This window comes from Zymomonas sp., from assembly GCF_020216885.1.
GTDB lineage: Bacteria > Pseudomonadota > Alphaproteobacteria > Sphingomonadales > Sphingomonadaceae > Zymomonas.
In genome coordinates this window covers 1-10,000 of record NZ_JAIWON010000025.1, presented here as the reverse complement: position 1 = coordinate 10,000, position 10,000 = coordinate 1, and the positions used below count along the sequence as shown (strand labels likewise).

Here is a 10,000-nt window from a genome sequence, read left to right as displayed (position 1 = left end):
GTCGCCTGTTTCTCATCTTTTTTAACGACCTTGCCCTCGTGATAGATCAGCCCCAAATTATATTGAGCATCGGCATAGCCTTTATCGGCGGCCTTATGAAACCAGAATAAAGCGCGGTCATCATCCTCGGCTATGCCTGCTCCATTCCGATACATAACACCCAAATAAAATTGGGCAGGAACGAAGCCTTGATTGGCAGAACGCTGAAACCAGAAAGAAGCCTGCCCATAATTCTGCGTCACACCGCGCCCAGTATAATAGGCGATAGCCAAACTATATTGAGCATCAGCCAAACCCTGATTAGCTGCCTTTTGATACCATGAAACGGCCTGCTCATCGCTTTGGGTCAAACCGATGCCCTGCAAACAAGCATTACCCAGATAATATTGGGCAAGCGGATAACCTTGGTTGGCCGCCTTCTGATACCAGACCATAGCCTGTTTATAGTCCTGCGCCATACCTTGGCCGTTATAATAAGCCGTGCCTAAATCGGTTTGCGCTTTGGGGTTACCGGCTTTGGCCTTCTGTTCCAAAGACAGAGCCGTTTTTCCGGCTACCACTTTTCCTGATTTCGCCGTCTGGGCTTGCGCCGGATTAACGACAAAAGGCAAAAAAACGGCCGTAAAAAACAGGAATTTTCTCATAACAACCGCCCATCCTCTCAAAAAAGCTGAACTTCTTTTCCTTCGACCTATTTAAGAGGTTTTAGCCAATATTAAACAGCTTTGTCGAAAGAAACAAAAGCCGTTTCAATCCTTCATAGCCGCACAGAGGAAAGCTCTTAAATCGGATAATGATCCAAATTATGCAAGCTTGACTCAGCCTCGACATTCCCTCGGGCAGCTGCTTTTTCCAGCCAGAAAATGGCTTGATTCCGATCTTTCGGCACGCCTTCGCCTTTCAGATAGAAAACCCCAAGATTATATTGAGCGCTCACTTCGCCATGACTGGCGGCTCTCTGGAACCAATCGATCGACTGGGCAAGATCCCGTGGCTCACCTTCAGCATTATAATAAGCGATAGCCAGATTATATTCGGCTTTGCTATCGCCCTGCTCCGCCGCTTTGCGATACCAGAATACCGCTCTGTCATAATCCAGCGCTAAACCTAGGCCATTATGATAACAAAACCCCAAATTCAATTGAGCCTTGGCATAGCCCTGCTCTGCTGATTTTTTATACCAAAAGACAGCTTTTTCATTATTTTGCTCAATGCCTTCCCCTTTTCGATAGGCGAGCCCAAGATAGAATTGTGCATCAACATCGCCTTGGTCAGCGGCTTTCTGATACCAATAAACGGCCTTTTCGGCATCTTTTGGCACGCCTTTGCCATTGGCATAAGCAAAAGCTAAATTATATTGCGCTTCGGCATAACCTTGATCGGCAGCTTTTTGGAACAAGGCTAGTCCACGCTCATAATCTTTCGGCACGCCCATTCCCAAAGCATAAGCAACAGCCAAAGCCGTTTCGGCTTTCACATCGCCTTGATCGGCCGCTTTCCGATACCAAGAGACCGCTTTTTGGTCATCCATTTTTACCCCGAGACCGAGACGATAAGCATCGCCCAAAGCCGTTTGTGCTTCAGCATAATAGGCTTCACGATCTGCTTTCAGAAAAAGCGCCACCGCTTTTTTATTATCACGAGGCAGGATAACACCGGCTCGATAGGCTAACCCCAAATGCGTTTCAGCCTTAAAAGAATTCTGATCGACGGCTTTTTTCAGCCAAAAAAGCGCCTGTTCATTATTTTGCTCAACGCCTTTACCCTGCTCATAAGCCAGAGCAAGATTATACTGCGCTTCATCAACACCTTGCTCGGCCGCTTTCTGATACCAAAAGGCCGCCTGCTTATCACTTTGAGCCACGCCCTCTCCTGTGGCATAAAGACCGGCCAGATTATATTGCGCCGCTGAAAAACCTTTACGCGCGGCTTTTTCAAACCAAAAAGCGGCCATTGCTGCATCTTTAGGCAACTCTGCTCCGGCATAATAGGCCAAGCCTAAATTGGATTGTGCCGCGACATCACCGGCTTCAGCCGCCTGCTCCAGCGACATCCTCGGATTATCCTTACCCGCTTGAAGAACAGGCTTTCGCGCCGCAGCGATAGGAGACAGCATTACAGGCCAGAAGAAAGCCGACAAAAGCAGAATTTTTTTCACAATAACCGTCTATTCAAAAGGAATAACAACCACAGACAGCGCTCCCCCCAGAAAACCATCCGTGACAAAAAGATCATTCGGAAAAATGACCGCCCCCAATTTCCGATATCAATAAAGGCAGGGCAGCCCGCCACAGGCCACCCCGCTCTTTTCTCAAAAAAGCCTTTCAGAAAAATTTATTTCTTCAAAGCAGGTAGAATTTTTTGAGCCGTCACATCTCCCTGATCGGCGGCTTTCTGAATCCAAATCAGCGCATTATCTCTGCTTTTCGTCACGCCTCGACCTGTAATATAGGCCACACCTAACGCCGTTTGCGCCTTGGCATCCCCCTGTTCAGCCGCTTTTTGATACCAAAAGACGGCCTGAGCGTAATCCTGAACGATTCCCTCGCCATGATAATAGGCGGCACCTAAATTAAATTCGGCAGGGGCATAACCCTGATGTGCCGCTCTTTGATACCAAGAAGCAGCCTCTTCATCACTATGAGGCACACCCTGACCATTTGAATAGGCCATGCCTAAATTATATTGAGCCGAAGCATTACCTTGATTGGCCGCTTTTTGGAAAAAAGAAACGGCCTGTTGATCGTCATGGGTCACACCCAATCCAGAGGAATAAGCATATCCCAAAGCCGCCTGAGCCGGTGCATAGCCTTGGCTGGCAGATTTCTGATACCAAGAGACAGCTTGTTCGTCACTTTTGGAAACATCTTGGCCTTTGGAATAAGCATTGCCCAAAGCATATTGCGCTTTGGCATCGCCCCGTTCGGCCGCTTTTTGAAGCGGAGATTTCAAACCATCACGGGTCATTTTTACAACGCGACCAACACCGATACGGGCAAAAGCGGGCTGGGCAAAAACTGGAAGAAGGGCGGCAGTCAAAACAAGTATTCTCTTCATAATCACCGTATAATTAGTAACAAAGACTGCATAGCCCTTATACAATCACGACGATAATATCATTCAAAATCCACTTATAATTTTCTCAAATTGAAAAATATTGTAATAACTCTCTGTTTTATCTACTCGCAAATAACAAAATCCTCGCATAAAAAGCGCATAATTCTTCCAATACAGGGATATAAAAATCCTCTATTGATAGGATAACAATGCTCTTATTATGGATTAGGCTATTGCAGTCTTTGCAGAATTTTAAAGGCGTTATAATCCCCTTGGGCGGCGGCTCTTTCTAGCCAGAAAACCGCATCACGCTGGGATCGCGCAACACCCTCTCCAGTAAGATAGGCCATACCCAATAAATATTGCGCCATCATATCGCCCTGATTAGCCGCCTTCTGATACCATATGAAAGCCCGCCCCTTATCCTTTGGAACACCGCTACCGTAATAATAGGCTACTCCGACCATCCTTTGTGCCAAAAGGGATCCTTGATGCGCTGCTTTATCGAACCAGAAAAAAGACATTTTATCATCTTTGGGAAGACCACGCCCTTGATGATAAACAAAACCTAAACGGGCTTCAGCCTCGATGTTATTTTGCGCCGCCGCCTTTTGGTACAAAACAGCCGCTTTCGCTTCATCTCGCACCACGCCCGTTCCATTGTGATAAGCATCCGCTAACGCGACTTCGCCCTCGGCATAGCCTTGATTGGCTGATTTTTGCAACCAAAGCACGGCCTGTTTACTGTCTTTAGGAACATCGGAACGTCCCGTCAGATAGGCTTTTCCTAAAAACATTTGGGCTTCGGCATCGCCTTTCTTGGCGGCCTCTTGGGGATGCAACAAGATTTGAGAACGAAGCGGAGGATCAGGCGGTATATTATCTGTTTCGACGACAAAACGCCGCCCAGAGCTATTTTCTTGAACAGGCTTTTTTATCAAGGGCGCATATTTCGACTGAAAGGATTCTAATTCTTTTCTGATCTGCCTTTGCGTGTGGCTGGCTACAAAAGAAAAAGCCACAACCCATAAAAGCAGAATTTTTTTCATGACCACCGCCTGTTTTCTATCATTGGATAGGGATGTCTCGAAATAACCGTATCGCGGATCGGTAAAGGCAGACAACGATCAAAGCCGTTTCACTAAAAGACTTTCTCTCTTGTAAAATAGCCCCTCCAGCCAAACACCTCCTTCTGCATCGCTTTAGACACAAGCCCCAAAGCGCTTCAATTCAAAAATGACTTGTGGTGCATAATCCACAATAAAGCCAATTAGTTACATCCATTCAAACAGTGATGACTAAAACGTCTTACATTCTTTCAAAAAATCGGTATCAGAGGGAATAAAGGCTGTAACAATACAGTCACTTTTCTACTCTAGACACATAAAATCTTTCTTGGGGCGGGGGGCTTAAACAAGCTGGATGGATAATTTGTGTTCAAGGCATATCATCGGATATCGCCCTCTCTATTGGCTTGTCTGGCCTCATTTCTCTCGAAATGAAAATTTCAAAAACCGATATTTTTATAGGTTAACGAGGAAATAGGGTAGAATCCATGATCTCTTTTAATCGTCGCCGCTTCCTGTCACTCTCTGCTGGCGCAACATTGGCCGCCGCAACAGCACCTCGCCTTTATGCCGGTGTTCCTAATCGTCCCCCGTTACGGTCTCACCAATCCTTTAGCTTTGTATTTATTACCGACACGCATCTTCAACCTGAATTAAACGGTGCCGAGGGCTGCCACGAAGCCTTTTTAAAGGCGCGACAATTTCCTGCCGATTTCGCTATTCATGGCGGCGATCATGTCTTCGATGCGCTAGGCGCTTCCGCCAGCAGAGCCACGATGCTCGCCGATCTTTACAAACGCACCGCCGATGATCTGAGATTACCTGTTCATAATACCATGGGTAATCATGACTGCTTCGGCATCTTCAAAGAAAGCGGCGCCCAACCGACCGATCCTTTTTACGGAAAAAAATACTTTCAGGATAATTTCGGACAGACCTATTATTCCTTTGATCATAAAGGCGTGCATTTCGTTATTCTGGATTCAATCGGCATTACAGAAGATCGCTCTTATGAAGGTCGCGTTGATGCCGAACAATTCAATTGGCTCTCGCGCGATCTCGCTGCCCAGCCTGTCGGCACACCGATTATTGTTTCCACTCATATTCCGATTATGAATGCGATTGATTACGCCTCTGTCCCCCTCAATAAAATGAAACATCATTCTTTGTCGGTCATCAATGCGGCCGATATTCTGGAATTATTCGACCATTATAATGTGATCGGGGTGTTTCAGGGACATACCCATGTTGTCGAACGGGTCGAATGGCATGGCGTGCCTTATATCACGGGGGGATCAGTCTGCGGCAATTGGTGGCATGGTACGCGCTACGGCACGCCGGAAGGCTTCATGGTCGTCAAAGTCGAAAAGGGTAAAGTCATTCCGCATTACGAAAGCTATGGCTTCCACACGATAGACCCGCGCAACACATAATTGTCTTATTACAGCCACATGATATTTTTATGTTACAATTTTAAACTAAAATTAAGAATTAAATTCTTGAAATAAAGATTTTTTTATTAAAAGGATAGGAAATGTCGTGAAATCGGCATTTTCTATCCATCTTATATAACAAGGGAAGACTGACGACATGATAAAAGTCCCGCGGTTCATCTGTATGATCGCGCTTACATCCGGCGTTCTGGCAAGCGGCCTTTCTCAAAGCGTTTCAGCTCATACAGAAAAAAGTGAACCCTCCTCGACTTATCATTTCCACAGTGATCCCCTTCTTTATCTTGCGCCCCCACCCACTTCTGGCAGTCCATTACAGGCGCATGATGATCAAACCTTTAACAGCACCAGACAATTAAAAGGTAGCCCGCGCTGGGCATTGGCAACCCAAGATGCCAATCTTCACCTCGCTTCGATTCTCAAAGACTATGCCTGCGCCGCAGACATGAATCTCGATATTGCGCAATTACCGCATCTTGCCAATTTGATTAAACACGCACTCCGCACCGAATATGACGATATTGGCAAAGCTAAAAATAACTGGAATCGCAAACGGCCTTTTGTGGATACCGATCAACCTATCTGCACGGAAAAAGATCGGGAAGGTCTGGGAAAACAAGGCTCCTATCCTTCAGGTCATACGACTATCGGTTGGAGCGTTGCGCTCATTCTGGCTGAATTAATCCCTGATCATGCGGCCAATATTTTGCAGCGCGGCCAAATTTTTGGAACCAGCCGGATTGTCTGCGGCGCGCATTGGTTCAGCGATGTGCAGGCAGGCTATATCATGGCATCGGGCGAAATTGCGGCTTTACATGGGGATGCCAATTTCCGCCAAGATATGGAATTAGCTCGGAAAGAATTAGAAAAGGCACGCGCATCAGCGCACAGGCCAGACGATCTTCTATGCAAGATTGAACAAAGCGCTCGCTAAATTCAATCGAGTATTATTTCAACAAGGGGAAGGATTGCTTGCTGTAATTTTTAGATATCAAACAGGAGAAAGAATGAAAGAGCGCAACCTCTTTCAAAGGCAATCCGATTTATTCCTGTGGCATTCTCATGCCACAAACCAAATCACAAGTAACCGCCTTTTTCCCGCCGGATAACGACAAAATTATAGAAACGCCTTACCGATAGGCCGAAATATCATCACCTTTCTTAGACATGATATTTTCAAAACAAGCAATCATCGAACTTAATCATTGTAAACCGCTATTTGTATCATAGCAGGATCGGGAAATATTTTAAGGGGGGACGGGATGAAGAATCTTTTATCGGCTAAAACAAAATCTTTTTTGTCATTTAAACAGTCCAGACTAAATTGGGTCATTTTATATTCGTCTTTATGGGTTTCCGGCGCGATGGCACAAAATACGGTGCCGCCACAGCCCGCAACCGATGACACCTCCAGTCAACAACATGCCGCAACCGATAACAGCACCAATCATCCAACAAAAAATGACGGTGCCATTGTGGTGACGGGGCGTTCCTATGCCGATGGTGTGACCAGACGGGCATTTGGCGGCGGTCTGATGATCAAGGAAGACTCTCCCAAATCGAAATCGACACTGACCCGCGATTATATCGAAAAACAGACACCGGGGCTTAACCCGATGCAGTTGATCGCCCTCTTGCCGGGCGTTAACTCATCGGATTCCGACCCGATGGGCTTGACCGGTGGACATACCTCGGTGCGCGGCATGAATGAAAGCTCAATGGGCTATATTCTGGAAGGCTTCCCGCTGAACGATGTCGGTAGCCATGCCGTCTATCCACAAGAAATTGTCGATTCCGAAAATTTGTCAACCATTCAGGTTGCTCAAGGCTCTGCCGATCTCGATAGCCCAACCGTCAGCGCCGCCGGTGGGGTGGTCAACATGCAGATGATTGATCCGGCTAAAAAAATGGGCGGACGCGCCAATTTTACCTATGGCTCTTATAATACTTTCCGTGGATTTGCCCGTTTTGATACGGGTGAAATCGGCAATTCCGGCACACGCGCCTATTTCTCTTTCTCCGATACCCATGAAGATTTATGGCGTGGGCCCGGCACCGAAAAGAAACTTCACGGTGAAATGAAAGTGGTCAAGGAATGGGGTAAGGACAACAAAGCCTCATTGCTTGTCATCGGGAATAACCTCGACAATATTAACATGCCCAGCGTTAATATGGCTTCTTGGCAAAAATACGGAAAAGGAATCATGGGCGGGCCCGTATCGGGCATTGCCAATACCGTTTACAGCTCGGTTTATACCGGTAATACCAAAGCCAATACGACCTATTATAAATTACATCCCAACCCTTTCACCAATATCTATGTCAGCGCGCCGGTTCATCTCAATCTCGGACATAAGATGACGCTGACTGAAACTCCCTATTTCTTATATAGCAACGGAAATGGCGGCGGTGCTTATTGGCAGGATATGAACAAAATGTCCTATGGTTCCCAAACCATGAGCGGAACCGTCGATGGGCAAAATTATGGCCAGACTTTGCTCTATGAACCCTCAATCACTAAAACCTATCGTTCTGGTTCTACAACCAAATGGACATGGACGTCAGGCATCAACCGTCTGATGATCGGCTATTGGTTTGAATATTCCTCTCAACGCCAAACAGCGCCTTATTCATTATTGAATGACGATGGCAGCCCGCGCGACAAATGGGGCGGCGGCTCTCATGTTATTTTGGCCAATGGCGAAACGGCTGAATATCGCGATAACTTGACTCGCACCTTTATCCATACGCCCTTTATTGGTGACACGATTTCTTTACTGAATGACAAATTGACGATTGATGGCGGTGTTAAAATCTCGATTATCAATCGTCAGGGCAGAAATTACCTCCCTGACACCTCCACCGGTAAAAATATCAACCAGACTTACCGCGAAGTCTTACCCAGCGGCTCTATCCGTTATAAAATCAACGATGAACATCAGGTATTCTTCTCGGTCGCGACTAATTACCGCATCCCAATGAACACCTCACTGTTTGATTCCGGCGCCTATGTGGCCGGAACCGGATATAGCAATCAGGCGGTGAAAGATCTCAAGCCGGAAACATCGATATCCGAAGAATTCGGCTGGCGTTATCACGGTAAATTGATCAACACCTCGTTGACCTATTTCCATTACGACTTCCATAACCGTCTGTTTTCTCAAACCGTTATCGACCCTAACAACCCGACTTCTTACTATTCCAGAAGCATTAACGGCGGTAACCAGACAACGAATGGTGTCGATTTTGAAATCGGTACCCGTGCTATCTATAATATCCGGCCTTACGTCTCTGCCGAATATATTGATGCCCGTAACAGAAGCAATCTGGCGGCCTCTGCTTCCGGTGTTTCAGCTATTTTACCAACAAAAGGCAAATTTGCGCCGCAAACACCTCGCTATCAGGTTGGCTTTGGCCTCGACTACGACAACGGCCATATCTTCGGTAACTTCAGCCTGAAATATGTCGGATCGCAATATTCAACCTTTATGAATGACGAACAAGTGCCTTCCTATGTTCGTATGAATATCGGTGGCGGCTATCGCTTCAAAAGCTGGGGCGGTCTCAAAAGCCCAACCATCCGTTTCAATCTTTCCAACATCACCAACAAACATTATCTGAACTATGCTTCGGGTCTCCAAACCAACGCCCAATATGCCAAGGCTCTGGATGGACAGATGGTCAAAGGCTCTGCACCGACCTACAGCATTGCGTCACCTTTCTCAGCCATGTTCTCTATCAGCAGCGGTTTCTAATCACCGGATGATCGCATAGGATGCTCATATGACGGATAATCATGTTTCAAAGCTGTTTCAAAAACGGCTTACAAAATGGGCTATAGTCGCCACTATGCTCACCCTGCCCCAACCGCTTTATGCTTGGGGCATGGAAGGCCATGAAGCTATTGCCGCTTTGGCATGGAAATACATGACGCCGACGACCCGCAAAAAGGTCAATGCTCTTCTGGCAATGGATCATGATACATTGACAGAACCGGATTTCATGTCTCGCGCTACATGGGCAGATAAATGGCGCTCGGCTGGACATGGCGAAACCGAACCGTGGCATTTTGTTGATATCGAAATCGGCAACCCCAATCTTGTCACCGCCTGTGCGGCAGCATCCAACAGATCTAATCCAATGAAAAATGGCGGCGCACAACCCTGCGTCGTCAGCCAGTTAGATCGCTTTGAAAGGGAACTTTCCAGCAAAGCAACATCCAATCAAGATCGGGTCTTGGCGCTAAAATATGTCCTTCATTTTGTCGGTGATCTTCATCAGCCGCTCCACGCCGCCGATCATGATGATCGGGGCGGTAACTGCGTCAAAGTCTCGATCAATAATGCAAGGTCGCTCAACCTTCACAGCTATTGGGATACCTATGTAGTCAAAGAGATTGACCCCGACCCGCAACATCTTTCTTCA

The 10,000-nt window shown here is 46.8% G+C and carries 8 protein-coding genes; 4 read left to right on the top strand and 4 right to left on the bottom strand.

The annotated features are described in order from the left end of the window. The 4 genes from LDL18_RS01315 to LDL18_RS01300 form a co-directional block, all read right to left on the bottom strand. Positions 1-644, bottom strand: a 644-nt coding sequence (locus LDL18_RS01315; protein WP_296506339.1) for a tetratricopeptide repeat protein, incomplete at its 3' end; no start/stop codon positions are given. A 137-nt stretch (positions 645-781) separates the two neighbouring features. Then, a complete protein-coding gene (locus tag LDL18_RS01310; protein ID WP_296506337.1) occupies positions 782-2,158 on the bottom strand; it encodes a tetratricopeptide repeat protein in 1,377 nt (458 codons plus the stop codon). 176 nt (positions 2,159-2,334) lie between these two features. Next, the gene (locus tag LDL18_RS01305) at positions 2,335-3,057 is read right to left on the bottom strand and encodes a tetratricopeptide repeat protein (RefSeq protein WP_296506334.1); all 723 of its coding nucleotides are present in this window, start codon (positions 3,055-3,057) and stop codon (positions 2,335-2,337) included. Between the two features lie 230 nt (positions 3,058-3,287). Further along, a complete protein-coding gene (locus LDL18_RS01300; RefSeq protein ID WP_296506332.1) occupies positions 3,288-4,106 on the bottom strand; it encodes a tetratricopeptide repeat protein in 819 nt (272 codons plus the stop codon). Positions 4,107-4,612: 506 nt separating this feature from the next. On the opposite strand from LDL18_RS01300, the gene LDL18_RS01295 reads away from it, so the two are divergent. From LDL18_RS01295 to LDL18_RS01280, 4 genes are all read left to right on the top strand, one after another. Continuing rightward, positions 4,613-5,557 (top strand): metallophosphoesterase, encoded by a 945-nt coding sequence (locus LDL18_RS01295; protein WP_296506331.1) that lies wholly within the window; start codon positions 4,613-4,615, stop codon positions 5,555-5,557. Between the two features lie 157 nt (positions 5,558-5,714). Next, positions 5,715-6,509 carry an acid phosphatase PhoC gene (gene phoC, locus LDL18_RS01290; protein ID WP_296506330.1) on the top strand — a complete coding sequence of 265 codons (795 nt, stop codon included), beginning with the start codon at positions 5,715-5,717 and terminating at the stop codon, positions 6,507-6,509. 328 nt (positions 6,510-6,837) lie between these two features. Continuing rightward, on the top strand, positions 6,838-9,330 hold the full coding sequence (locus LDL18_RS01285; RefSeq protein WP_365974480.1) for a TonB-dependent receptor: 2,493 nt from the start codon (positions 6,838-6,840) through the stop codon (positions 9,328-9,330). 28 nt (positions 9,331-9,358) lie between these two features. Then, on the top strand, positions 9,359-10,000 hold a 642-nt coding region (locus LDL18_RS01280), incomplete at its 3' end, for a S1/P1 nuclease (protein ID WP_296506326.1).

What these genes read in the sequence shown, in the direction of transcription:
- phoC (WP_296506330.1), top strand. Translation starts at nt 5,715, where the DNA reads ATGATAAAAGTCCCGCGGTTCATCTGTATGATCGCGCTTACATCCGGC.
- LDL18_RS01285 (WP_365974480.1), top strand. Translation starts at nt 6,838, where the DNA reads ATGAAGAATCTTTTATCGGCTAAAACAAAATCTTTTTTGTCATTTAAA.
- LDL18_RS01295 (WP_296506331.1), top strand. Translation starts at nt 4,613, where the DNA reads ATGATCTCTTTTAATCGTCGCCGCTTCCTGTCACTCTCTGCTGGCGCA.
- LDL18_RS01300 (WP_296506332.1), bottom strand. Translation starts at nt 4,106, where the DNA reads ATGAAAAAAATTCTGCTTTTATGGGTTGTGGCTTTTTCTTTTGTAGCC.
- LDL18_RS01305 (WP_296506334.1), bottom strand. Translation starts at nt 3,057, where the DNA reads ATGAAGAGAATACTTGTTTTGACTGCCGCCCTTCTTCCAGTTTTTGCC.